This window comes from Clostridium sp. 19966, assembly GCF_032335695.1.
In the GTDB taxonomy this organism is placed as follows: domain Bacteria; phylum Bacillota; class Clostridia; order Clostridiales; family Clostridiaceae; genus JACTOJ01.
The window spans coordinates 41,385-67,177 of record NZ_JACTOJ010000018.1 but is presented as its reverse complement, the minus strand read 5'-3'; the positions used below and the strand labels follow the sequence as shown (position 1 = coordinate 67,177).

General features: G+C 32.8%; 22 protein-coding genes. 16 read left to right on the top strand and 6 right to left on the bottom strand.

Annotation, left to right across the window (positions count from 1 at the left end):
- Positions 1–113: 113 nt before the first annotated feature.
- A complete protein-coding gene (locus IAI10_RS17155; RefSeq protein ID WP_315674530.1) occupies positions 114–2,336 on the bottom strand; it encodes a glycosyltransferase family 39 protein in 2,223 nt (740 codons plus the stop codon).
- A gap of 219 nt (positions 2,337–2,555) precedes the next feature.
- Between IAI10_RS17155 and IAI10_RS17150 the strand changes: the two genes are divergently transcribed.
- The 5 genes from IAI10_RS17150 (at position 2,556) to IAI10_RS17130 (ending at position 11,376) form a co-directional block, all read left to right on the top strand.
- Positions 2,556–4,208, top strand: coding sequence for a hypothetical protein (locus IAI10_RS17150; RefSeq protein WP_315674529.1), 1,653 nt, complete (start codon positions 2,556–2,558; stop codon positions 4,206–4,208).
- A 99-nt stretch (positions 4,209–4,307) separates the two neighbouring features.
- A complete protein-coding gene (locus IAI10_RS17145; protein WP_315674528.1) occupies positions 4,308–5,321 on the top strand; it encodes a glycosyltransferase family 2 protein in 1,014 nt (337 codons plus the stop codon).
- A 280-nt stretch (positions 5,322–5,601) separates the two neighbouring features.
- Positions 5,602–6,969 (top strand): MATE family efflux transporter, encoded by a 1,368-nt coding sequence (locus IAI10_RS17140; RefSeq protein ID WP_315674527.1) that lies wholly within the window; start codon positions 5,602–5,604, stop codon positions 6,967–6,969.
- 35 nt (positions 6,970–7,004) lie between these two features.
- Positions 7,005–8,012 carry a WYL domain-containing protein gene (locus IAI10_RS17135; RefSeq protein WP_315674526.1) on the top strand — a complete coding sequence of 336 codons (1,008 nt, stop codon included), beginning with the start codon at positions 7,005–7,007 and terminating at the stop codon, positions 8,010–8,012.
- 112 nt (positions 8,013–8,124) lie between these two features.
- Complete coding sequence (locus IAI10_RS17130) at positions 8,125–11,376, top strand: SNF2 helicase associated domain-containing protein (RefSeq protein WP_315674525.1); 3,252 nt, start codon at positions 8,125–8,127, stop codon at positions 11,374–11,376.
- A gap of 142 nt (positions 11,377–11,518) precedes the next feature.
- Here the strand turns inward: IAI10_RS17130 and IAI10_RS17125 are convergent, their stop codons facing one another.
- Positions 11,519–13,297 carry a M3 family oligoendopeptidase gene (locus IAI10_RS17125; protein WP_315674524.1) on the bottom strand — a complete coding sequence of 593 codons (1,779 nt, stop codon included), beginning with the start codon at positions 13,295–13,297 and terminating at the stop codon, positions 11,519–11,521.
- Between the two features lie 106 nt (positions 13,298–13,403).
- On the opposite strand from IAI10_RS17125, the gene IAI10_RS17120 reads away from it, so the two are divergent.
- From IAI10_RS17120 to IAI10_RS17110, 3 genes are all read left to right on the top strand, one after another.
- Positions 13,404–13,967, top strand: a complete 564-nt coding sequence (locus tag IAI10_RS17120; protein WP_315674523.1) for a putative ABC transporter permease — start codon at positions 13,404–13,406, stop codon at positions 13,965–13,967.
- Positions 13,968–14,259: 292 nt separating this feature from the next.
- A complete protein-coding gene (locus tag IAI10_RS17115) occupies positions 14,260–15,102 on the top strand; it encodes an AraC family transcriptional regulator (RefSeq protein ID WP_315674522.1) in 843 nt (280 codons plus the stop codon).
- A 32-nt stretch (positions 15,103–15,134) separates the two neighbouring features.
- Positions 15,135–15,737 carry an NUDIX hydrolase gene (locus tag IAI10_RS17110; RefSeq protein WP_315674521.1) on the top strand — a complete coding sequence of 201 codons (603 nt, stop codon included), beginning with the start codon at positions 15,135–15,137 and terminating at the stop codon, positions 15,735–15,737.
- 46 nt (positions 15,738–15,783) lie between these two features.
- On the opposite strand, the gene IAI10_RS17105 is transcribed toward IAI10_RS17110, so the two are convergent.
- The 4 genes from IAI10_RS17105 to IAI10_RS17090 all read right to left on the bottom strand — a co-directional run bounded on the left by IAI10_RS17105 (position 15,784) and on the right by IAI10_RS17090 (position 19,229).
- A complete protein-coding gene (locus IAI10_RS17105; RefSeq protein ID WP_315674520.1) occupies positions 15,784–16,449 on the bottom strand; it encodes an ABC transporter ATP-binding protein in 666 nt (221 codons plus the stop codon).
- Positions 16,449–17,708, bottom strand: a complete 1,260-nt coding sequence (locus IAI10_RS17100) for an ABC transporter permease (RefSeq protein WP_315674519.1) — start codon at positions 17,706–17,708, stop codon at positions 16,449–16,451. Before IAI10_RS17100 ends, IAI10_RS17105 begins: the two co-directional genes overlap by 1 nt.
- An 11-nt stretch (positions 17,709–17,719) precedes the next feature.
- Positions 17,720–18,781, bottom strand: a complete 1,062-nt coding sequence (locus IAI10_RS17095) for an ABC transporter permease (RefSeq protein ID WP_315674518.1) — start codon at positions 18,779–18,781, stop codon at positions 17,720–17,722.
- Between the two features lie 70 nt (positions 18,782–18,851).
- Complete coding sequence (locus IAI10_RS17090; protein WP_315674517.1) at positions 18,852–19,229, bottom strand: hypothetical protein; 378 nt, start codon at positions 19,227–19,229, stop codon at positions 18,852–18,854.
- A gap of 240 nt (positions 19,230–19,469) precedes the next feature.
- Between IAI10_RS17090 and IAI10_RS17085 the strand changes: the two genes are divergently transcribed.
- From IAI10_RS17085 to IAI10_RS17050, 8 genes are all read left to right on the top strand, one after another.
- On the top strand, positions 19,470–19,616 hold the full coding sequence (locus IAI10_RS17085; RefSeq protein ID WP_315674516.1) for a hypothetical protein: 147 nt from the start codon (positions 19,470–19,472) through the stop codon (positions 19,614–19,616).
- A 228-nt stretch (positions 19,617–19,844) separates the two neighbouring features.
- Positions 19,845–21,716, top strand: a complete 1,872-nt coding sequence (gene abc-f / locus IAI10_RS17080) for a ribosomal protection-like ABC-F family protein (RefSeq protein ID WP_315674515.1) — start codon at positions 19,845–19,847, stop codon at positions 21,714–21,716.
- A gap of 108 nt (positions 21,717–21,824) precedes the next feature.
- Positions 21,825–22,988 (top strand): iron-containing alcohol dehydrogenase, encoded by a 1,164-nt coding sequence (locus tag IAI10_RS17075; RefSeq protein WP_315674514.1) that lies wholly within the window; start codon positions 21,825–21,827, stop codon positions 22,986–22,988.
- Between the two features lie 230 nt (positions 22,989–23,218).
- Positions 23,219–23,647 carry a MarR family winged helix-turn-helix transcriptional regulator gene (locus IAI10_RS17070; protein ID WP_315674513.1) on the top strand — a complete coding sequence of 143 codons (429 nt, stop codon included), beginning with the start codon at positions 23,219–23,221 and terminating at the stop codon, positions 23,645–23,647.
- Positions 23,648–23,671: 24 nt separating this feature from the next.
- Positions 23,672–24,178, top strand: coding sequence for a nitroreductase family protein (locus IAI10_RS17065; RefSeq protein ID WP_315674512.1), 507 nt, complete (start codon positions 23,672–23,674; stop codon positions 24,176–24,178).
- A 51-nt stretch (positions 24,179–24,229) separates the two neighbouring features.
- Positions 24,230–24,520: a putative quinol monooxygenase gene (locus IAI10_RS17060; protein WP_315674511.1), complete on the top strand. Its 291-nt coding sequence runs from the start codon at positions 24,230–24,232 to the stop codon at positions 24,518–24,520.
- Between the two features lie 48 nt (positions 24,521–24,568).
- Positions 24,569–24,781 carry a hypothetical protein gene (locus IAI10_RS17055; protein ID WP_315674510.1) on the top strand — a complete coding sequence of 71 codons (213 nt, stop codon included), beginning with the start codon at positions 24,569–24,571 and terminating at the stop codon, positions 24,779–24,781.
- Between the two features lie 40 nt (positions 24,782–24,821).
- Positions 24,822–25,745, top strand: a complete 924-nt coding sequence (locus IAI10_RS17050; protein ID WP_315674509.1) for a haloacid dehalogenase-like hydrolase — start codon at positions 24,822–24,824, stop codon at positions 25,743–25,745.
- Positions 25,746–25,793 lie beyond the last annotated feature (48 nt).

Below are 25,793 nucleotides of genomic sequence, written 5' to 3'. Positions count from 1 at the left end.
ATACATTTTAATAGACTGTGCAGTGAACTATATGTTTATTGCATAGTCTATTTTTGAGGTAAAATATAAATGGAAATAATAAAAGGAGTGTGACTGTTGCCACACTCCTTTTATTATTTCTGACTGTCAGTATATGCTTTCAAATCATATAATTGTTCTGATTGACCTCCGCCGCCGAAGCCTCGGTTAGAATTTGAGCTTGATGAAGTACTAGTTTTTTTAGTTGAATCAGTAGCTGAAGTAGTAGTTGAATTGCTGCTTGAAGTATCGCTTGAATCCACAAGAGTTCCGTTTTGTTCAACCCAATTCATTATTTCGCTGCTGGAGTTTCCGCCGCCGCCCATGCCGCCAGTCATAACATATCTGATTTCACCATTTTTCACCATTGTTTTAAATTGGTCTAAAGTTACAATTTGATCGCTGCCTAAGAATCCGCCTAGAGACATTACAGATTCGCCAGTATTAATAATTATATCTGAAGCAGAGTTGGAATTCTGAACTACTAATAAATATTTTTCAGTAGTTTTATTTTTCTCTAGAAATTGTATAAGCTTTGAATTAGCATTCGTACCTTCCCCACCGGCATTTTTAGTATTGGAGCCACTTGGAGCACCGACCTTATCTGAGCTGTTGCTAGATAAAAGCTCTAATCCAGCTGCTGGAAAGGAGTTATTAACCTTAGTGGTTAATACTGTAGATGAACCTACAAGCGGAGTTAAAATCAATCCTACTAAAGCCAAAGCTACAAGAGTTCTTTTTATATTAACATTATTTTCAGCTAGTTTATTATTAAGATTTAAGAATGCAAGCACTAAAGAAGACAGTATGCTTAAAATTGCTACTAGAACAATCAAAACCTTAGTAATATTTGAGTAACTTATAAAGTAACAAAGCATCGATATGTGAACAGCACCATTTACAAGTAAGGCTCCAGGTAAGAACCATGCTTTCCAGCCGCCTTCTTTGTAGAGCTCCCACATTGAAGATATACCTATTCCAGCTAAAGCTGCTACTGGAGGAGCTAACATTGTAAGGTAGTATGGGTGGAAGGTTCCTGTATTAAAGCTAAAGTATATAAATTCAGGGAAGAACCATAAAAACCAAAGTGCTAGTGCTTGTTTCTTTGAGGTATTCAGTCTAAAGGTTAATTTTTCCTTTATAGCTGCAGCTATAAAACCTATTGCAGCTAGAGGGATAAACCAAACTATCTGATCAGAGAGTATATTCTTTGAAAATAATCTTGTGATACTTGATTTTACTTGCCCGCCGAAAGAACCCTGAAGTTGAGAAGAATTATTTCCACCAGGTCCGCCGCCTTGCTGTCCACCAAAACCGCCGCCCTGTTGTCCGCCGGGTCCTCCAAAACCTCCATCTCCTCTGCCTTGCTGACTGCCTCCAAATCCAGAAGGGGCATTACCGGTAGTGTTTTCGTTGCTGCTATTGTTGAAGCTAGGAGGAGTTCCCATTTGTCCATCTTGCTGACCACTAGGTGCACTGCCCTTCTGTCCCCCAGGTCCACCACCTTGTCCCTTATCAGAGGAACTGCTGCCAAGAGAAATTCTTTCTATTCCATTGTGTCCAAAAATAAGTTCCATTACTGTATTATTAGTACTGCTGTCTACATAGGGTCTGCTAGAAGCAGGTACAGCGTCAACTGCTAATGCCCAGGAAAGTGAAACTGCTACAAGAACTATAGTACCTACAATTAAATGAACTATTCTCTTCTTTATAGGAACTGTAGTAGCAAATAGGTAAGTAACATACACTGCTGGTACAACTAAGTAAGCTTCAAGCATCTTTACATTGAAGCCAAGTCCAATCATAACCATAGCTATAATTAAGTATTTAAATTTGCCTTTTTCTGCGGCAATTGAAAGAGCCCATAATGCAAGAAGTAAGAATAAGATAAGTATATTGTCTATTGTATTATTTCTGCTGACAGCTACAAAAACTGGTGTTATTGCAAGAAATAGAGCAGAAATAAGTCCAGCCACAGTTCCAAAGGAACGTTTTACGATTCTATGAATAAGTATTACTGAAATAACACTAGCTATAGCTGAAGGTAAAAGTATGCTAACTCCGCTGTAGCCAAAGATTTTTGCAGATATTGCCTGGAGCCAAAATCCCAAAGGAGGCTTGTCTATGGTTACAAAGCCTGATGGGTCAAAAGCTACAAAGAAAAAATTCTTAAGGCTCATAGTCATACTTTTTACTGCCGCGGCGTAGTATGAATTTCCGTATCCTTCTATTGATAAATTAACAAAGCTTAATATTTCGGAGAGTATAACAATTAATGTAAGGGCTATATTCTCTTTGGTAAGTTTAATTTTTTTCATTTTATGCTCACATCCTTTAAATATTTATGTTAATTATTGCGTTAATCATCATATACAAAGTATAGACAAAATTTGTAGAACAAATATCAAAAATTCATGTGAAATTTATGTGATTATATTAAAAGATATTTCACACAAACTTCACATATTGATTTGATAATATTGCAAAATTTTCTGTCTATAATTAATTAATATAAATAACGTAGGCAGGTGAAAAAAATGGGATTTATAAAAAAGCATGCGGTTAAAATAAGCATATCAATTATGATATTTATTTTAACTGTACTAAGTACTTATTCAATAATTATTTATAAAGGTTCAAACACTTCAGGAAACAATAGGATTGGAACACAATTTAATGGACAGATGCCTGCAGGAGGTGGACCTAATAATTCGGATTCTAATCAGCCTAGTAATATGCAGGGACAAAATTCCCCTAATCAGCAAGCACCGAATTTTAATCAGGGCAGCGATAATTTTAGTGCTCCGCAGAATAAAGATGGACAGAGAAAAGATAATGAAAGACCAAATGGCTTTGGAATGCAGCAAGGTTCATCTTCAAGCTCAAGTACAAAATATTCTCCTATATTTATAGCATATTCTATAATTTTCTTTATCATATTCATAGCGGTATTTTTACTAATAAGATATAAAAAGACAAAAATAAGCAATGAGAGCAAAGGAATAATTATAGCAGGATTAATCATAATAGGACTTTTGCTTAGAATTTACTCAGGACTTTTAATTGATGGGCATCCATTTGATATAAAGATATATCAGAATTGGGCAGCTTCAGCCGCCAACAACCTATTAAAAGTGTACGATGGAAATTCTTCAGTAGATTATCCACCAGTTTATTTATATGTATTGTTTGTAGTCGGAAAAATAGCTTCTGTGTCAACGTTAAGCACCTACTACCCTCTTTTACTTAAGCTTCCTTCAATAGCTGCTGATGTATTATCTGCATATTTTATATATAAAGTAGGAAAGAAGCATCTATCTATTGAAAACAGCTTGTTGTTAGCAGCTTTTTATGCCTTCAACCCAGCAGTTTTGATAAATTCTACAATTTGGGGTCAGGCAGACTCTCTGTTTGCACTATTTATAATTTTAGCAATGTACTATGTATCTGAGGATAAATTAGCAAAGGCGGCTATTTTCTTTGCCATATCGGTCCTAATGAAGCCTCAAGGAATAATATTCCTTCCCCTGCTATTATTTGTTTTAATAAAGAAAAGAAGTTTAAAGAGCTTTATTCAATCGGCTGCAGCAGGAATATTAACAGCGATTATTATATTATTGCCTTTTTCAGTGAGCAAGGGATTTACCTGGATTTTTAACCTATATATAAAAGAAGTAGGGGAGTATCCTTACGCCTCTAATAATGCATTTAACTTTTATACATTGATTGGAGCTAACCATGTTAAGGATAGTCAAACTTTATTTATATACAGCTATCACACTTGGGGAATGCTGTTTATTGTACTTGTTACGCTTTTATCTGGAATTATCTATATTAAAAGCAAAGATAAATCGGCAATTTTCATAGCAGCTCTCGTGCAAACTGTAGGTGTATTTAATTTTTCCGTGGGAATGCATGAAAGATACATGTTCGCGGCTCCAATTTTGGCAGTGTTTGCGTATGTATATTCAAAGGACAAAAGGATTTTGGCTCTATCAGTAATTTTCAGCATAATAGTTTATTTAAATACTCATATTGTGTTATTTGAACAATTTAAAGGCAATAATTATATGACAAATACATTTATGGTAATTACACTTTCATTATTAAATGTGTTAAGTTTCATATATCTTATCAAAATTGCAATGGACAAATTTATTAAAAATAAAATTTTAAATAATGTCACATAGTCTTCACATATTTCTTTGATAATAATACAACAATCCATTGATATAATCTTTATTAACATAAGTAAAGATATAAAATTTTAGAGCGAGGTGGCGATGTTTATGGGTAACATTATTTATTCCATTGTAGTACCCTTATATAATGAAGAAATGGTGATAGATGAAAGCTATAGAAGATTGAAGCAGGTTATGGATTCAACCAGTGAAAGCTATGAAATCATATTTGTTAACGATGGAAGCAGAGATAAAACTAGAGAAAAAACAGAAGATATCTGTAAAAAGGATAGTAATATAAAATTAATAAATTTCTCAAGAAACTTTGGACATCAGGCTGCTATAAGCGCAGGAATGGATGAAGCAGCTGGAGATGCTGTGATAGTAATAGATGCGGACCTTCAGGATCCGCCAGAGGTTATGTTAAAGATGATTGAAAAATGGAAAGAAGGCTATGAGGTTGTATATGGTAAAAGAAAGAAGAGAGAAGGGGAAACCTTCTTCAAGAAATTCAGCGCCTCAGCCTTTTACAGATTGTTAAGAAGTATGACTAGCGTTGATATTCCAGTGGATACAGGAGATTTCAGATTAATCGATAGAAAGGTATGCAACGCATTAATTGCATTACCAGAAAAAAATAGATTTATAAGAGGGCTAGTAAGCTGGCTTGGATTTAAACAAACTTACGTAGAGTTTGTAAGACAAGAAAGATTTGCTGGAGAGACGAAATATCCTCTTAAAAAAATGATGAAGCTTGCTTTAGATGGTATAACCTCATTTTCCTATAAGCCTTTAACAATTTCCGGATATGTTGGAGCCCTAGTTTCTTTCATAGGATTTGTTTTATTTGTTATAGCGGCAATAGAAGATATAGTTAAAGGAACAAACTTCCTTAGTTTAAATTTGATTCTAGATGTAAATTTAATAATGTTCGGACTTATATTTTGTGCCATCGGAATGCTGGGTCAATATGTGGGAAGAATTTTTGACGAAAGCAAGAACAGACCTTTATATATAGTGGATAACACAGTCAACTATAGAAAAGAGCAGGAAAGTAAAGTGGTAAGTGCTTTTAAAGAAGACAGCGGAGAAAAACTTAAGAAATCAGTAGGACATATGTGATTTTATATTAGTATCAATGAAAGCTTATATAAAAAGTGAATTATAGTAAGGAGCCAAGAAATCTTGAAAAATTTCTTGGCTTAATTTCTTTTGGTATAGCTTTGTGAAATAAATATTAACATAAAATTAGGCTTATATTTTTGAAGGATAGTAAAAATTATGATAACATATATAGAGTAGTGAACAAGGACATTAATAAGATCGGTCTAAAGAGAATAGTTGACCTAGAAGACGTAAGCATATCTAATAATCTGAAAAATTTTTAGCCTAAGGAGAACATATGAAAAAATTAAACTTAAAATTTGATAAGAAAGCTGATAGAGAGGTAATAAAGCTTGCTTGGCCTTCTATAATGGAACAAATTCTTGAAATGATGGTTGGTATGGTATCAACCATATTTATGGGAAGAATAGGTACCGATGCTGTGGCGGCAGTAGGTATGGTAAACATGCTGGTAGGATTTTTGCAGACGGTTTTTTCAGGTCTTTCTATCGGTACAACAGTAATAATAGCTAGACTCACAGGAGAAAAGGACAAGGCTGGCGCAAAAAAAGCTTTAGTGCAATCTATGTATATGGCTTTAGTAGTTGGTATACTGCTTACTGCCTTTGGAAAAATATTTTCTTTTTCTATATTAAAGGTATTTTTTGGCGGAGCTGAAGAAAAGGTATTTAATGTAGGACTAAATTACTTCAATATAATAGTATTTAATTTGCCGTTTTTTGTGCTTGATATAATAATTTCTGGTGCAATGAGAGGAGCAGGGGATACTAAAACACCTATGGTAATAACAGGCATAGCCAATGTTTTGAATATAATATTGAATACTTTGCTTGTATTTGGATTTTCTCCGTTACATATACCTGCAATGGGAGTTGTAGGATCAGCCCTGGCTGTTACTGTTACGCGTGTGGTGGCAGTAACCATGAGACTTTTAGTACTTTACAATGGTAAAAACTTGAAGCTTGGACTTGGCCTTAAGGATGATTATAAGATTCATCTTAACCTTATGAAAAGAATAATCAATATAGGAGTACCTGGATTTATAGAGCAGGCAGTTATGCAGGGTGGATTTTTAGTGCTTCAAATCATAATTACTGCCATGGGAACTATAGCTATGGCCTCTTATCAAGTAGGTATTAACGTAAATTCCCTAGCGTTTTTTCCTATATTCGGCTTTGCAATAGCTAATACAACCTTAGTTGGACAAAGTCTTGGTCAAAAGGATTATAAGAAGGCGGAAAAGTACGCCTATGAAAGTCTTAAGATAACTATGATAGTAGCTTTTGTAATAGGAATATTGATGATAATATTTGCAAAAAATTTAGCTTCAGTTTATTCTAGCGATAGCATGGTTATAAAAGAATCAGTAGGACTTATAAGAACCTTCGGAATATTGGAGCCAATGCTTGCAATTCTTAATTTATGTTCTGCAACATTAAAGGCTGCAGGTGATATAATGTATGTAATGACAACTTCAATAGTAGGGCTTTGGAGCTGCAGAGTTTTGATGTCCTATGGCTTCAATTCACTATTTCATATAGGAATGCTGGCGGTTATGATAGGAATATTCTTTGATTTCAGCTCCAGGTCTATAATGTATCTGGTTAGAATGAATAAGGGCGAATGGAAATATAGAAGAGTTTAGTAACAATAAAATCATGAGTGAGCAGGAGTATAAATATGAATAATCATTATAAATTTTATAAATTTCTAGAAATATTAAAAAATGAAACTGATGAAAATCATATTTTAACTTCTACTCAGCTTATAGCTAGACTTAGGCAAGTTACAGGCACCAATACGGATAGAAGAGCTATATATGAATATATAAACACTTTGAAAGAGTTGAACTTTGATATAAGTGATTACGAGGAGAATGGAGAAGGCTATTATCTAAGATCCTCAAATTTGGAAGAGCACGAGATAAGAATACTTATGGATCTTATAGTTTCCTGCAAATTTATAACCCACAAGAAAACTAACGAAATAATAGAAAAGCTGAAACAGCTCAATAGCAATTATGTGTATGATAGACTGTATAAGCAGCTTTATATAGATAATAGAGTGAAATCCAATAATAATCAGATATTTTATACTGTAGATAAGATAAATCACGCCATTATAGAAAACAAAAAAATAAGCTTTAACTATTGCCATTACAATATGTGGAAGGAACTTTTGCCTAGAGCAGATGAAAACAACAAGAATAAATTATATATTGTAAGTCCCGTGGCTATGATTTTAAAGCAAGAGTGTTATTATCTTGTGGCAGTTCACGATAATTACACTAAAGCATCTCACTATAGGATGGACAAAATACGAAATATTGAAATATTAGAAGATGATAGAGTAGTTTTGGAAGGCTTAGAAGAATTTAAAGATGGTTTTGATGGAGCCATCTATTCTAAAAAAAGCTTTAGAATGTATGCTGGAGAAGAATGCACAGTAGTGCTGAAAATGAATAGAGGTCTCTTAGATTCTATAGTGGACGAATTAGGACGTGATGTGGAACTTATGATAGATGAGAGCGGAGATATAATAGCTAAATTTACGGCTAAATATTCTGTTGGATTAAAGCGATGGATAATGCAGTTTGGATGCAATGCAGAATTATTGGAACCTGTTAAGCTAAGGGATGAAATTAAAAGTGATATAATTAAAATGAAAGATATCTATTTGAAGCTATAATTTAAAAATGCAGATTTAATTTAAGTTTCAGTATATAAATTTGATATTATGTAAAAAATCATAGGTAAATATGTTTTTAATTTACATAAGTGAGCTTTGGAGGAAGTTAATTTTGAGAATAAAAGAGGAAAATTTAAAAGAGATAGTTGATGACTTTACTTTCAGAAAAGGGAAACAGTACTACAAAGAAGGTTATGTAGAGGATCTTAAAATAGATGAAATTAATGATAAGAATGAAAAAGCACTTTCTATATTCACAAGGGTAATTTCTTCAAATGGGTTTAACAGCTATGATGTAAACTTGCAGTGGAACAATACTACTAATTCCATTAAAGGATATTGCAGCTGTCCAGCCTATGAGAACATGGAAGACGCTGTACCTTGTAAGCATATAATAGCTACTCTTTTAAAGTATATAAAGGAATATCAGCCAAGAATATATTCTGAGGAAGACAGTTCGGACATAGAAGATTTAATTAATAAAATCAAATCAAATTCTGAAGCTAATGAAGATTTTAAAAGAGAACTTAATTTGGAATTGAAATTTTTCAGCGAAACCACCTCTAATAGGTCACATCTGGAGATGAAAGTTGGTCTTGATAAGAAGTATGTGGTTAAGAGTATTAAGAGCTTTATTAAAGCTGTAAATGAGGAAAATGTTTTAGAGTTTGGAAAAAGCTTTACCTTTGACCCTTCAATATACAAGTTTAATGCTGTAGATGAAAAGCTTATAGATATGATGACAGAAGTCATGGAAGTGGACGAGGAAAAGTATAATTCATATAATTTTTATTATAATAAAAGCGGAAGTTCCATATTCAGTGGAAAATCCATGTATTTTGCTGATAAACTAATGTATAGATTTTTTAAGCTCATTAAGGAAAGAGCAATAAATTTTATCTTGGACGAAAAAGAATTTGAGAATGTAGAAATCGTTATGGGAGAGATGCCTCTAAAGTTCAATATGGAACTGGTTAATGATGAAATAGAGCTTACACAAAACGATGAGCTTCCTGTTCCACTTGACGGTGCTAGTAAGATATTCTGGTATGAGGGAAAGATATATTTGCCTCCTAAAGATCAGATTGCTGTATATGTACCATTATATGATATGTTATATGCCAGAGAAAAAAATAAAATGTTATTTAGAAAACAGGACAGTGAAAAGGTGGCCTCATATATATTGCCAGTGTTAAAAAAGGTAAGCAAAGAGATTAATATAGATGATGCAGTTAAAAAAAGTTTTTATGAGGAACCGCTTCTAATAAGAACTTATCTTGATAGAGACAACAAAAATGTTACTGCTGTGATTAAGTATGGTTACGGAGAAATTGAAATAAATCCTTTAGAAAAAACAGAGAGCAACACTGAAAAAGGAATACTTATAAGGGATATCATAAAAGAAGAAAACAGCCAAATGGTTTTAAAAAGCTTTGGCTTTGAGCCTAGAAATTCAATTTATGTAATGAAGGATGAGAAAGACATAGTAAGCTTTATAACAGAAGGTGTTACAAAGCTTCAGGAGCTTGGAGAAGTTTACTATTCCGATTCTTTTAAGGAAATAAGAATTTACGGAAGATCAAGCATGAAGGGCGGAATAAGACTTAATGATCAGGATCTGCTGGAGTTCAATTTTGAATTAGATGGCGTGGATAAATCTGAATTAAAGGATATATTTAATGCTCTAAGAGAAAAGAAAAAGTATTTCAGGCTGAAAAAAGGCGGCTTTGTAGCTTTAGAAGACAAGGCCATGCAGGAGCTTGGAGAGATGGTAGATTATCTCGATATAAAAGACAAGGACTTTGAAAAAGATAAAATAATACTATCTAAGTTTAATGCGGTCTATCTTGATCAAAAGATTAAGGATAGCGATATGGACTATCTTGAGAGAAGCAAGAATTTCAGAGAACTAGCCAATAATATCCGTGATGTTAAGGAAATGGACTATGAAGTTTCAGAGGATATGAACTCCATAATGAGAAGCTATCAAAAAATAGGCTATAAATGGTTTAAGACTCTGTCTACTTGCGGCTTCGGAGGAATACTGGCAGATGAGATGGGACTTGGAAAGACACTTCAGGCTATATCCTTCTTAGCTTCAGAAAGAGGGGATAAACCATCTATAGTTGTGACACCAACATCCTTGGTTTATAATTGGCAGGAAGAAATAGAAAAGTTTGCTCCGCAGCTTAAAACTGTGGTAATTTCAGGGCCTAAGAAGAAGAGAGAAGAAATGATGGGAGACATAGAAAAGGTAGATGTAGTTATAACCTCCTATCCACTGATAAAAAGAGATATAGATGAGTACAGCCAAATTTGGTTTAATTACTGCATAATTGATGAAGCTCAGCAGATAAAAAACCCAGCCTCTCAAAATGCTACTTCAGTTAAACAATTGAAGGCAAAGGGGTATTTTGCACTTACTGGAACTCCTATAGAGAATTCACTTACCGAGCTTTGGTCCATATTTGATTTTGTTATGCCGGGATACTTGTTAAGCCACAGTAAGTTTAGTAAGAAATATGAGACTCCAATAATAAAGGACGAGAATAAGAAGGCTCTTAAGGAGCTGAATGATCATATAAAACCTTTCATACTAAGAAGGATGAAGAAGGATGTTATAAAGGAACTTCCTCCTAAAATAGAGCATAAGCTCATAGTAGAAATGACGGAAGAGCAAAAGAAGCTGTATGCGGCTTATCTTGATACAGCTAGACAAACTGTTAATTCAGAAATAAAAAATAATGGCTTTGGCAAGAGTAAAATAAAGATACTTTCCTTGCTTACAAGATTAAGACAAATATGCTGCGATCCTGCTGTTTTTATTGAAGATTTTTCTTCAGAAAGCGGAAAAATGATGGCTTTAGATGATTTGCTTGAGGAAGTAACTGCTCAAGGACATAAAATACTGCTGTTCTCCCAATTTACTTCTGTACTAAAGAATATTAAGAAGAGACTTATAAAAAATCAAATAGGTCATATGTATTTGGACGGAAGCACCAAGAGTGAGGAAAGAATAAGCATGGTAAAGAAATTCAATCAAGGTGAAGCTTCAGTATTTTTAATATCCTTAAAAGCTGGAGGTACAGGATTGAACCTTACGGGAGCCGATGTAGTAATACATTTTGATCCTTGGTGGAATCCGGCTGTAGAAGACCAGGCAACGGATAGAGCCCACAGAATAGGTCAGGAAAAGACTGTAGAGGTAATTAAATTAATAGCTAAAGGAACCATAGAGGAAAAGATTTATAATCTTCAGCAGAGGAAAAAAGATATGATAAAAAGTATAATCAATAAGGACATGAATGAAGATAACATAATAATGCAAATGAGTGAAGAGGATATAGAGAGCTTGTTCTCTTAAAATATAATTTTTGAAAATTTACTTTTAAAGTTTCCATCTACTACGTTTTGTGACATAAATACATGCTCCCATAATAGAAAAACCATCAAAGGAATGCTGACAATATGCAGCATGTTTTGATGGTTTTCGACTATTTATTGCTTTAATAATTACAAAATTTATCTATATTCTCTTTCACTATATTCATGGAAGCCTTCCAGAAGGCCTCATCATGAAGATCTATTCCAGCGTGTTTAGCCACATCATAAACAGCAGCCTGACCTGTAAGCTTTAGAATTTCTTTATACTTAGGAATAAATTCACTGCCTTCCTTTGAGTATATGCTGTATAAACCCTTAGCAAACAGCATTCCAAAAGCATAAGGAAAATTATAAAAATTCCTTTGCGCATAGTAGTAATGAGGTTTATGTATCCATGCGTAAGGATCTAAAGTTTCTTCCAGAACAGCATCTCCATAGGCTTCCTTTTGAGCCCAAAGCATTAGCTCCTTTATTTCCTCAAGAGACACCTCTCCATTTTCCCTTCTAGAGAAAAATTCCTTCTCGAATAGGAATCTGGCATATATATCTACTACAACACTAGTACAGTTAACAAGCTCAGTCCCTAGTATTTCTAGTGCATCATCTTTATCTGCATTCTTTAAAGCAGCATTTCTAACTATGTTCTCAGCAAAAAGAGAAGCAGTTTCGGCTAGAGGCATAGGATAGTCACAATTTAGTATACTTTCATTTTCAAGTATTCTGCCGTGATAAGCATGACCAAGCTCATGAGCTAAGGTACACACATTTTTAAAGCTGCCAGAAAAGCTGCAAAGAATTCGGCTCTGTTTTATAGGATGAAGGCCATGGCAGAAAGCACCACTTCTTTTTCCTTCTCTCATTTCTGCATCTATCCATCCATCTTTAAAGGCAGTATCAGCTAAAAGTCCCATATCCTTAGAAAAGGAGGAGAAGTGAGTAACAATGAAATCTTTTGCTTCAGAATAAGAGAAATTCATATTGCCTACTCCAATAGGAGCCATTATATCGTAATAAGGCAGTGCACCTTCATAACCTAAGATTTCCGCTTTCTTTAATAGATATCTCCTGAATTCAGGCAGACTTTCCTTCATGACTTTAAGCATAGTATTTAAAGTAAGCTCATCCATTCTTGAATTTTCTAAAGTCATATTAAGAGGAGAAGCATAGCCTTTTACTTCACACAAAGTAAGCACTTCACCTTTTATACCATTCAAGGCAGCAGCTACCCCATCAGCAATTTTATTATTGCTTTCTCTTTCCGCATAAAAAGCTTTTTCCCTAAAATCTTTATCATTAGAGAAATAAGCATTTTTAATGGTATTAATTCCTACCGCTTTAGACTTTCCGTCAATTTCAATATCAACAGTAAGATTTGAAGCTAACTGAGTCTTTAAATTAGCCCAAGCCTTTGAGCTGGTAAGCCTCATTTTTGAAATGAGTGCTTCTTCCTTGTCACTTAGCAAATATTTTCCCATGGCTTTAATCTCATTAAGATAAAAATCATGTGCCTTTAGAAGCTTGGAATTATCTATAAGGCCCTGTAAATTATCAATTTCACATAACCATTTTGTAAAATTAACATTTATTTCTGTAAGAGCTGTAACCTTCTTATCAATTATTCCATTAAACTTCTTAGCTTCGCTGTCCTTTGCATTAGCAGAAAATCTAAGTGAAGAAAAAGAAGAAAGCTTATCTAGAAGCTCCTCTAAAGAAATTTTAAGCTCCAAATATTTCTCAAGCTTTTGAGAAGGGTTATTAAAATCTTTTAAATTGGAATCACTCCAAGCTTTAAAATCCTCAATAAATTTATCAAGTAAGTCTATGTCACTTATAAAAGCTGCATCTTGAAAACTTAAGTATAGGTCATCAAGAGTCCAATACATTTTTAAAGAATTATCCATAGTATTACCATTGCACCTCATTTCTGTCAATCATTTATATTTATACATATATTATAAGTAAGTCCAGCTTTTAAAACAATGCATCAAATGAATAAACAGATTTTTTATGACAATAATATTAATAATAATAGTGAAGGCAGTGAGGCAGATGAGCAATTTTATAGAAGCAGCATATTATTTTCTCATATATTCCTTCATGGGGTGGATAGTAGAAAATATATACTGCTTAAGCACAGAAAAAAGATTTCTAACCGAAGGTTTTCTGAAGGGACCCTATAAACCTATGTACGGTATAGCCATGAGTATAGTGCTATTATGTAAAGATGCTTTTGGTGATAATATACTGTTCATTACCATATTGTGCTTTTTGATTCCAACTGCGGTGGAATACTCTGCAGGATATATTTTAAAAATGCGTTTTAATAAAGTATACTGGGACTATTCGGAGTTTAAGCACAATATATTCGGATATGTATGTCTTGAATTTTCCTGTTATTGGGCTATATTGGGAATATCAGTTATAACACTAATACATCCTGTTATAAATTCGCTGTACATGAACTATACAGGAGCTGCTATATATTTAGTAACAATAATAATTCCAATATTTATTATTGACTTAATATTTACAGTTATAAAAGCACATAAGAGCAAGGCTTTTGCAGATTAATAAAGCTATGTTTTAAGTGAACTTTGATATAGGCTTTGGGGGATTTTAAACTCCAAGGCTTGCTTTATAAAGGGATAGGGGAATAATCTAATAGACTATTCCCCTTAGGTATTTATATAAAATTTTTCTGAAGCGCTGTTTAAAATTTTTTATCGTAACCGCTTACATTAAATATAAAAAATATATGTAAATCGATTACACTACAATAGTTTAGCATTACATTTAAATAAATAACATTGTATAATGTAATTAAGTGTTTGTTATTATGTCACATTTTTAAGGGGGACAAACAATGCAGAAGGATATAATTCTAATAAATAAGGGGCTTAAAGATATAAATCCACTTTTATGCGGATACGAAAAATGTGAAAAAAATCATGGGTTTGGGCCAGCTTCCAGGGAATATTATTTAATTCATTACATATTATCAGGTAAAGGTAAATTTACAATCAGAGAAAAAAGCTATAAGCTATCTTCAGGAGATATGTTTATAATACGCCCGCAGGAGATCACTTATTACGAAGCAGATTCTAAGGATCCCTGGGAATATATATGGATTGGCTTTGATTATGACAGCAATGCTGAGGTGTTTTCTGGTTTAGATTTTTTAAAAAATGATGTTATAACCTCAAAAACTTGTGAAAATATTTTTAGAAGCATGCTTTTAGCTGAAAAACTAAATTTCTCCAAGGAAATGTTTTTAAGTTCAAAGCTTTTTGAATTATTTTCTATACTTGTGGAAGGCAGTGAGAGATCATCTAAGCAGTGTGACCTGCCTAATACTTATGTAATGAAAGCCAAGAACTATATTGACACCCAATATGTAAATAAGATAAGTGTAGAAGCCATATCTAATTTTTTAGGAATTGATAGAAGATATTTTTGCAGCATATTTAAAAAATATTTGGGAAAATCTCCTCAAAAATATATAATAGATTTAAGACTTGAAAAAGCGGCAAGATTGCTCCTAGAACAAGGATATTCTCCAAGCGAGGCAGCAGCTAGTACTGGCTATGAGGACATATTTAATTTTTCAAAAATGTTTAAGAAAAAATATGGTGCAGCTCCACTGCATTATAAGAAGCAGGGCATCAGCAAGGAAGAAATGCATAAAGAGGCAGGATATTCAAAATAGAATTATTAAAAAAATAGATTGAAGGTGTTTTTATGGATAATAGAATAAAAAAGCTTACAGCTTTAGTTGAAACAAAATTTTTAGGACTTTACGATGCCGAATATAAAAATCGAAAAGGTGAAGACAGACATTGGGTCATTGCCTCAAGAAAAAACTTAAAAACTTTAAAGGAGCAATTCTTTGAAGGAAAGAAAGCAAAGCAAGATGCTGTAATCATTGCTGCACTGCATAAGGAAGCAAAGAAAATAGTCTGCATAAGACAGTTTAGAATACCACTAAATGATTATGTTTATGAGCTGCCAGCAGGTCTCATAGATGGAGATGAAAGCATAGAAGTTGCCGCTAAGCGTGAGCTTAAAGAGGAAACAGGGTTAGAGCTTATTTCTATAAATCATGAGAAGACAAAGGAAAATGTTTATGCTTCAGCAGGAATGACGGATGAAGCAGCAGCTATAGTATTCTGCAGCTGCCAAGGAGAAATATCCAAGGATTATATGGAAGCAGATGAAGATATAGAGCCATTTTTGCTTTCCCAGGAGGAAGCTAAAAAGTTGGTTACCAGTGAAGAAAAACTGGACATGAGAGCATTTTTGACTTTACAAGCCTTCGTGGAACTTGGAGAAAAATTATTTTAGATGACTAAAAGTAAAAGCCTTGATAAACATTCATCAAGGCCTTTGACTACTTGATTTGACCATCTATTATATTTATAGTGCTATGACATTTACTTGCTACGCTTATATCGTGAGTTACTATAACTATAGTTTGTCCACTTTGGTTTAGTGAGGTCATTAATTCAAGTATTTCTTTTCCTGTGTTTGAATCTAAGTTCCCAGTAGGCTCGTCTGCTAGAATTAATTTAGGATTTGTTACAAGAGCCCTTGCAATAGCCACTCTTTGTTGTTGACCCCCAGAAAGCTCTTTAGGAGTTTTTTTAGCATGTGAGGATAATCCAACCTTATCGAGAAACTCGCAAGCTTTGGATTTTCTTTCTTTGTAGGACATTCTTCTGAATTTAAGAGGAAGCATTACATTATCTATGGCTGAGTAATCTTTAATTAAAGCAAAGTATTGAAAAACAAAACCAATATATTCATTTCGCATTTTATTAAGTCTGCTTGAGGGTGTTTTAGTTAAATTTATTCCGTTCAATATATATTCACCAGAGGTTGGAACATCCATGCAGCCAAGCATATTCAAAAGAGTGCTCTTACCTGAGCCTGAAGGTCCCATAATGGCAGTCATTTCACCTTCATGAATTTCTAAATTTATAGAATTTAAAGCAAAAAATTCATTTGGTTTTTTCCCATAAATCTTGCTTATATTTTTAAGCTTAATATAGCTCATTAATCAACGCCTCCAATCATTTCTTTTGGCTGAAGTTTTTTTAAGAATAAAAATACTATAGAATTTGCAGCAAATAATATAAACAATATTAGAATAAAAAGCACAGTTACAATTTGGGGATTCATCTGCATATTGTCAGCTGATATACTAGACACATATTTTAAGAAATTCATATAATTATTAAATCTTGTAAAAAAATATATTATAGATAATATCAAGGCTGAGATTCCTAAAATAAGATTTTCTAAAAATGTTTGAAACCATATTCCGTATATGCTATCCCCTACAGCAAGTCTTATACCAATATCTCTCTTTCTTAAAAGTATTGATACTACAGTAACAATTACGATTCCTATTATTGAGAAAAATAAAAAACAGGCTTCAATGGTCAAATTCGGTTTTTCTTGAGTCAATATAGTATCATAGTTTTTTTGGAACATAGATTTTAGACTTGATGCTTTCAAGGACAAGGTTTTACCTTTTAATGCTATAGCTTCATTCACAGGCTTAAGCTTTGAAGAATCCTTTAGCTTGATTATAGTTGATTGATATAAGTTAAAGTACCTTTGCAAATCGTCAGAAAAAGTACATGGGATAATTATACATTTATCTAAATTAAGATAGTCAGATGCAGCGTTGTTCTGTAAAGAAAATATACCTTCTTTTAAAAATCCGATTATTTTATATTTATTATTTATTACATCCCCTAATGAGAGATAATTTTTAAAACTGTCACCTAAAATTATATTGATTTTTTTATCATTAGTGCTTGAAAAATCTTCTTTTGAAAATACTCTCCCAGAAGAAACTTCTATATTAGAAATACTATAAAATCCATAATCAATATTTAGAGTATCTATCATGGTAGTGCCTACATTAGCAAAAGGATTTTTAAAATTCGATAAAAAAGCTGTATCAATTTTTTTTGAAGAATTTTCAAATGGCATAGCCTCTATGGTATAGCTACCAAAACCAGATAGATTAGCATCATTAGATAATTCATTATATACTGCTTTGCTTTCAGCTATAAGGTCATCTGTGGGTGTTTTTAGTGTATTACTTTTGTCAGTGTTTAAGGTATATATAGGTGTATTAAAATCTAATAAACAGTTATTACTTTTATTCAAATACAATAAATTTTTGAAGGTATTAATAGTCATGGTTAAACAGGATATGCTCAAAAAAAGCTGAGTTATAATAAGAATACTTAAAAGTTTCCTCTTAAATAGTGAATTAAAAGCATCAATTATTCTATACAAAATTACTCCTCCTATTCCTTAAGTGCCTTAGCTGCTGACAATTTGAAGATTTTTATTACCGGGATTAATAAAGTTATTGTAGTTATTACTAGAGTAATTAGAAATGATACGAAAAAGCTTGAATAGGATGCGTTTAAAATTATATTATATGCTGTAAGGCCAATTGAGTTAAGTATAGTTTGCAGCAAAGAGGTTGCTATAAAAGCTGCTAGGGAACATATAAAGGTTTCCCAAAAAACAAATACCATGATACTTAGATTGCCTGCCCCTAACGCTTTCATTAATGAAAAATCCTTTTTTCTCTTGTAGATCCATAAATAGCTTATAATAATTTGATTTACTGTGGAAATAATAAATAATTTTAATGGAAATTCTATAATTTCACTTATTCTATAATGAGGTAAGTTTGAATTGTCAATTTTAGAAAGCTGAAATTCTAAGGTTTTATCCATATTTTTTAAATTTAAAAGAAAATTATCTATTTCACTTTTAGGTTCACTATTGCTTCTTACGGTTAAATATAATACCTTTGAGGATAAAAACTTTTGTTTTATTTCTGAATTTACAGAAGAGGCAGGCATAAAGATTTTATGACTATAATCTGAGTCACTTCCGTCTCCTGCTATACCAGCTATAGTATAGGAATTTTCCCCAATAGTTATTTTCCTTAGAGAAGAAACAATAGAATCGCCTAAGATAACAGATTTATTTTCATTTTCCTTTATATTTCTTCCTTTTACCAAAGGAGGCTGCCAATTATAATTTAAAAGCAGAACTATTGAGCTATTGTTGAAATTATCAATTGGAGTATATTTTTCACTTATAACACTTGACGTTTTAAAGCTTTTTTTAGTAAGTTCTTGAAGTTTGGATAAGTCTAAGTTATCTTGGAATTTTAAATTTAGATTATAATAATAATTAAATTTACCGTTTACACTTTCAAAGCTTTTTTCCTCAAAATAATTTTTAGTAGATATACATATGGATATGGAAAATATTGAGAAGAAAAAACCCAAGAAAAGTATAAAAAATATCAGCTTATTATTTCGTATATCCTTTAGTAAAAAAAACAAAAAAACAACTCCTTTCTATAAGGTATGATATGTAAGCAATGAAGTTGGATCATTGCTTACATATATCTAATTATCTAATTGTTATGTTGTTTATAGGAATCCAAGATGAATCTTCAGCATTTGAATAGGAGTGGTCAGCCCAAGCAGATGTTACTGCTCTTGAACTATAAAATGTTTTACTAATAGAATCAGAACCACCGTTTAAATTAACCTCTTTTGAATAGTAACCAGAATCCTCTCCATCATTAAAGCCATCTTCAACTCCTATGTAAGCATCTGAAGGATCAGAAGTTTGAGTAAAAGCATATACGTAGGCTTTGCCACCTGAACCGGTCCAATGAGCATATTGATTGTAGGTCCAAGAATTAGCCTGTACAGTAGCTGCGCTAGGAAGTATGACTGATGAAGCGAATAGTAATGGAACAAGTTTAATTAGTATTTTTTTCATAATAAAAAGTCCTCCTTTTAATATAAGAAAATGCATGCACCTTAAAATGTAATATTACATAATAATTGTATAATAAACCAATATATATATATATATATATATATTGGTGATTATTAACATTGTTAACACGAACTTAACTATCATGATAATAAAACTGCATAAAATAATTCCTAAATTTATTGTATTAAAATTAAGTTTCAGATATAATTAAACTTATTATTAGAAAAGGAGGATAGATTCATGGAGAAGATAGTTAGCAATGCAAAATTCACCTTAAACAAGCAATGGAAATTCAGCAGCTCCGTAATGAAAAGCGCAATTTCAGCTTCTTACGGGAGAAGTGCGTCCATTTTTAGAATAGTTGCTAACTATAGGTATGAATCATGATTCTATTCTCAACTGAATTTTGCAGGTTGAAATAGAAGACTCAGGGTTTAATGCCTTGGGTCTTTTTTTCATACTCATTCCAAAATGCAGACTAAAGATGAACATAACTTCTCTCAAATAAGCCTTTTTATACATGTACTTACGCATGTATTTGCCAAGTTCTAGTAAAACTCAATTTGGCAGGGGCTTATTTTTCTTTGCAAAAAATTATTATTGGAGGTATTGAAAATGATAGAATTAGCATTAAGTAAACTACAAAAATATTATGGAGCAAATTTAATTTTAGAGGACATAACCTTTGAAGTGAAAACTAATGAAAAGGTAGGGATAGTAGGAGAAAATGGCTGTGGGAAAAGCACTCTTCTAAAAATTCTTATGGGCATTGAAAATTATGAAAAAGGTATGCTTTCCATAAGAAAGGGAGCGTCTTTAGGATATCTGGAGCAGATGCCAAGTTATCCTGCAGAATATACTGTTTTTGATGTATTAAATACAGCATTTGAGGAATTGGATTCTGTCGGCAATGAACTAAAAATCCTAGAGGATAAACTTTCCTATGCAGATGAAAACAACTATGAGGAAGCTTTAAATAAATATTCTAAGCTTCAGCAGCTTTATGAGAGCCTGGGAGGATATGAAAAAGAAGAAAAACTAAGCAAGGTATGTACAGGACTTAAAATGGAGGAAAGCTTTAAAGAAAAATTATTTTTAAAGCTCAGCGGAGGAGAAAAGACCACAGTAGTACTAGGGAAAATTCTTCTTCAGAATCCAGATATATTACTGCTGGATGAGCCTTCAAATCATTTGGATCTAGAGTCCATGGAATGGCTGGAGGCATATCTTAAGGATTACAAAGGAGAAGTGATTATAGTATCCCACGACAGATATTTTTTAGACAATGTAGTTTCAAAAATTGTGGAGATAGAGAGCGGAGAGAGCGAAAGTTATGATGGAAATTATACAGCCTATGAGGAGGAGAAAGAAAGAAGACTTGAACTTTTGCTGCATCAGTTTTTAGAGCAGCAAAAGGAGATAAAATCCATGGAAAGTGCCATAGCGAGACTTAGAGATTGGGGAAGCAGAGGAGACAATGAAAAATTCTTTAAGAGAGCTAACAGCATGCAGAAGGCATTAGATAAAATTCAGAGAATAAATAAACCAGTGACAGAGAAAAAGAAAATAAATATAGCTTATGCAGCCTCAGAGCGTTCTGGCAATGATGTAATTATTGTTAAAGATTTAGATAAAAGCTATGAGAAAAAAATTCTTTTTAAGGAAGCCAATATGCTTATTAGAAAGGGTGAAAGAGTAGCCTTGATTGGAGCAAACGGTTCAGGTAAATCCACACTAATAAATATATTGTTAGAGGAAGCCAAGGCAGATAATGGCGTTGCTAAACTAGGAAGCTCAATAAAACTTGGATATCTTGCACAAAATATAAAGTTTAAGGATGAGAGTAAGTCCATACTGGAATGTTTTAGAGAAGATATTGTTATTACAGAAGGCAAAGCAAGAGAATATCTAGCCAAGTATATGTTTTTTGGAGAAGCAGTATTTAAAAAAGTTGGAAGCTTATCAGGGGGAGAGAGAAGCAGGCTTATGCTGGCAAGCTTAATGTATCATGAAATAAATCTTTTAATATTGGATGAACCAACCAATCATTTAGATATAGATTCAAGGCAGGAATTAGAAAGCTTTTTAAAAGACTTTCAAGGTACAATATTCTTCGTGTCGCATGATAGATATTTTATAAACACTATTGCTGATAGAGTAGTGGAGCTTTCCGGTGGAAAATTAAATTCTTACCAAGGAAACTACGAATATTATAAGGAGAAGGCTTTTGGAAATAAGAAAGCTCAAGTTTTACACAAGGAGGAGAAAAAACAAAAGAATATTGATAAGCCAAAGGAGCCAAGTAAAGAAAAAATAGAGGCATCTTTAGAAAAAAATATATCAGACTTGGAAGAAAAAATTAAAGCACTAGAATATAAAATAAATGCGAGTGGCAATAATTATGATAAGCTAAGAGAGTTATATGATGAAAAAGAGATGGCTGAAGCAAGCCTAGAGGGGCTAATGGATCAGTATTTTAAATTATAGCTTGGCTAAGTTTTAGATGAGTGTTAAAAATAATACTTACCTAAAACAAAGCTTATATTAAAATTATGATATAATATAATAAGAGAATTTTAGAAAGAGGTGATTAGTGTGGAGAATTTTAATTATTCCATACCTACAAAAATATACTTTGGAAAAGGGCAGTTAGCAGTACTTCCAAGTAAAATAAAAGAATACGGTTCAAAGGTTCTTTTAGTGTACGGAGGAGGAAGTATAAAGAAAAATGGTTTATATGATAGTGTGGTAAAACTATTTAAGGATAATTCTATAGAATATTTTGAACTTGCAGGAGTGGAACCTAATCCTAGAATAACCACCGTAAGAAAAGGTGTAGAAATCTGCAGAGAGAACAGTGTAGATATAATACTTGCAGTTGGAGGCGGAAGCGCCATAGATTGTGCCAAGGTAGTAGCAGCAGGCTTTTATCACAAAGGTGATGCTTGGGAAATTGTACAAAGACCTGGAAAAATAGAAAAAGTACTTCCTTTAGCAAGCATATTAACCTTAGCTGCCACAGGTTCAGAAATGGACACTTTTGCAGTTATAACTAATTTAGATACCAATGAAAAGCTTGGAACAGGACACCCAGATATGGCACCTAAGTTTTCAATCTTAGATCCAGAATACACTTTTACCGTTCCTAAGAATCAGACAGCAGCAGGAACAGCTGATATAATGAGCCATATTTTCGAAGAATATTTTGCAGGTACTAAGGGTGCTTTTGTTCAGGACAGAATGGCAGAAGCTTTATTAAAAACCTGCATAAAATATGGTAAGATAGCCTATGAACAGCCTGATAACTATGAAGCAAGAGCTAATCTTATGTGGGCTTCAAGTCTCGCTTTAAATGGACTTTTAGGCTACGGAAAATCATCCAACTGGTGCGTGCATCCTATAGAACATGAGCTGAGTGCATATTATGACATCACTCATGGAGTTGGTCTTGCAGTTTTGACTCCTGTATGGATGAAATACATTCTTGACGAAGATACTGTAGATAAATTTGTTGAGTATGGAGTAAATGTTTGGGGAATCAACAAGGAGGAAGACGAATTTGAAATAGCTAATAAAGCTATAGAAAGAACAAGAAAGTTCTTCATATCCCTAGGAATACCATCCACTTTAAGAGAAATAGGCATAGGAGAAGAAAAACTTTCTCAAATGGCTAAAGGTGCTGTAAGATACGGGAATATAGGCGGCATAAAAGAGCTTAATGAGGAGGATGTGCTTAAAATACTAAAATCAGCACTGTAATAATTACAAATTTTAAAAAGGTCGGGGCTTGAGAGTCACGGCCTTTTATTATGTTTATGTTGACAAATAATTTTTAAAAGCATATAGTTGTATGTACAAACAACAATTGGCAAGATTTAGTCTAGCTAGTTAAAATCTGTGCACTAAAATAGAGTAAATGTTATAATTGTTAATAGCAAAATACGAAGTATATTAATGAAAATCATACTCTATTTTTAGAAAGGAAATTAATGATGTTAGATATAAATGAAATATTAGATGATTGTTTGTATTTTTCTTCTAATAAGTTATGCAGGATTATCAATAAAATAGCAGAGGAAGAATTTCGAATAACTGGAATGTCAACAGCTTACGCTTTTCTTCTTAGCGTGGTAAATGAAAGAGAAGGCATAAGTCAGAAGGAAATAGGAGAAGTTCTTCATATAGCACCATCTACCATAACTAGATTTATTGATAAGATGGAGCTCAATGGATATTTGGAAAGAAAAGTTGAAGGGAAAAATTCTTACATATATACAACTGAAAAAGGGAAAGAGAGACAGGGAGATATAAATAAAGCTTGGAGTAACCTGCATACTAGATATGAAGAGTTACTTGGTCATGAAGAGTATGTAAAGCTTACTGAAACAATCAATAATGCTTGCTCAAAGATGAAGTAAAATTATTTATAGGGAGGTATTCATATGGAAGCAATTTTTAATAGAAGAAGTATCAGAAAGTATCAGGATAAACCTTTAGAGAAGGAAAAAGTTGAAAAACTACTTAGGGCGGGAATGCAGGCTCCCTCAGCTGTAAATCAGCAGCCTTGGGAATTCATTGTGGTGGATGACAGAAATCTGTTAAATAAATTATCTCAAATGAGTCCATATGCAAAACCTGTAGCAGGTTCTGCAGTGTCCATTGTATTGTTAGCAAATAGTGATAGATTTAAGGTAGACACAGCTTGGCATCAGGATATGGGAGCTGCAGCTGAAAACATATTACTGCAGGCAGCAGATTTAGGGCTTGGAGCTGTTTGGATGGGAGTTTCTACATCAGAACCTGTTTCTGAATATGTAAAGGACTTTTTTAAATTACCAGATAATATATTACCATTCTGCGTAATTGCTGTGGGATATCCAGATGGACAAGAAAATAAATTTGTAGATAGATATGATGAAAGTAGAATTCATCTTAATGCATGGAAATAAATTATATAAAAAACTTGCATAGGTGATAATAATACTAAAGGTGGTGTTTATATGATTAAGGTAGTAGCTAAAAACTACGTTAAAGAAGAAAAGATAGAAGAATTTTTAAAGCTTGCAGAAGAATTAATTGAAATCACTAGAAAAAATGATGAAGGCTGCATAAGCTATGAATTATATCAGGACTTACAAAATAAAGGGATTCTAACCATGCTAGAAACCTGGGAAAATGGAGAGGCTTTGAAAAAACATTCCCAATCCGAGCATTTCACTAGGATAGTTCCAATGCTTTCTCAATTCTCTGAGAAACCTGGGGAAACTAATATGTATAATAAAGTTAAATAGTCAGCTGGCGGAATTCTAGTCCGCCAGTTTTTTTTATGAGAATTTCTTTTGAGATATATATTTTTTTTATTTATTATGATAAATTATTATTATCTCGGTTATTTTCCAAAAGGAGCATTTAAGAAGCAGGTGAAATATTTAAATGGATTTTATTTGGGAGAAAATGAAGAAACAAAAGAAGATTTTATATACCTTACAGAGAAAGAAATGGCCTCATTTATCGAAGCAGCCTCTGAAAAAATACAAGATATACTCAACTAAATATATTCCTAAGCACAGTGTTAATTGGAGGGATGATAATATGGAACAGAACATTATAGCAATGATATGGGATTTTGATAAAACCCTTATAAAAGGATATATGCAGCAGCCTATATTTGATATGTACGGCATAGATGGAAAAGAGTTTTGGGCAGAAGTAGCTGCAGCCTGTGAAGATCTTAGACAGCACGGTGTAAGAGTTAATAATGATACCTATTATTTAAATCATTTTTTGAAGTATGTGGCTGAAAATAAATTCAAATATTTGAATAACAATATATTGCTGCAATTAGGAACTAAGCTTGAATTTTGTGATGGCCTTCCAGAATTTTTCGATGAATTAAAGTGTGAAGTTGTTGGGGATAAGCGTTATCAGAAGTACAATATTAAACTTGAGCACTATATAGTAAGTACAGGCCTTACCCAGATGATAAAGGGGTCTAAGATAGCTGATTATGTAGATGGAATATGGGGCTGTGAATTTATAGAGGAAACTGTAAATAATGAAGCAGGAGAAGCAGTTAATGTGTTAAATCAGATAGCTTATGCTATAGATAACACCTCTAAAACCAGAGCTGTTTTTGAAATCAATAAAGGAGTTAATATTTTTGAAGAGATAGATGTTAACTCAAAGGTTCCGGATAAAAACAGAAGAGTTCCTATAAGAAACATGATATATATAGCAGATGGACCTAGTGATGTGCCGGTTTTTTCAGTAGTAAAAAATGATGGAGGTAGCACCTTTGCAGTATATACTAGAGGAAACTATGAGGAACTTGTACAAGTAGATAGATTGAGACGAGATGGAAGAGTTGATATGTTTGGTGAGACCGATTATAGAAAAGATACTCTTACCCATATGTGGCTCACAAATGAAGTTAAAAGAATAGCTGATGAGATTTATAGAGAGCATGAAGAAGATCTTGCCAAGAGCATATCTCAGGCACCAAGGCATCTCACTTAAATATAAATTGCAAATGACTAATAATGCTATGTTCGAGGACATAGCATT